The 530-nt window shown below is 58.3% G+C and carries 1 protein-coding gene; it reads left to right on the top strand.

Annotated features, from left to right (window positions below; translation table 11 throughout):
* A partial coding sequence (locus AOA62_RS16135; protein WP_143521840.1) for an immunoglobulin-like domain-containing protein occupies positions 1–530 on the top strand: 530 nt, incomplete at both ends.

Raw genomic sequence — 530 nt, 5'->3', positions numbered from 1 at the left:
ACCGTCCCTGCGCCTAGCGATGACGTGTTCATCGATAAGAGCACCCAGACCGTCAAGATCACCGACACCGCTGGCGGCAACTTCGAGAAACTGGAAGTTGCTGGTAACGGTGCGACCACCACGATCAACGACACCATCGACAAAGTCGATGTGGTGCTGACCGCCACCACCACCGTTGGTGAAGGCGGCAACATCGTTTACACCGCGTCGCTGGTCGACAAGTCGGGCAATCCGGTGACCAACATCACCAGCCCGCTGACCGTCACCCTGGACAACGGCAAAACCATCACCATCGGTGTGAACCAGTCCAGCGGTACCGTCACCACTGTTGCGCCTAACGACGTGTACAAAGGCGACCAGACCATTACCACCGCAATTAAGGGTGTAACTGGCGGCGAGCACTTCGAAAACCTGGTGCCAGGCACTACGCCTGTTAACACCACAGTGACTGACACACCTGGCACTGCGGACACCACGACCGTCACGCTGACCGCGCCAAGTGCCGTCAACGAAGGTGGCCAGATCACTTA

It is taken from the genome of Pseudomonas sp. 2995-3 (genome assembly GCF_002742565.1).
Lineage (GTDB): Bacteria > Pseudomonadota > Gammaproteobacteria > Pseudomonadales > Pseudomonadaceae > Aquipseudomonas > Aquipseudomonas edaphica.
This window is presented reverse-complemented; position numbering and strand designations above follow the sequence as displayed.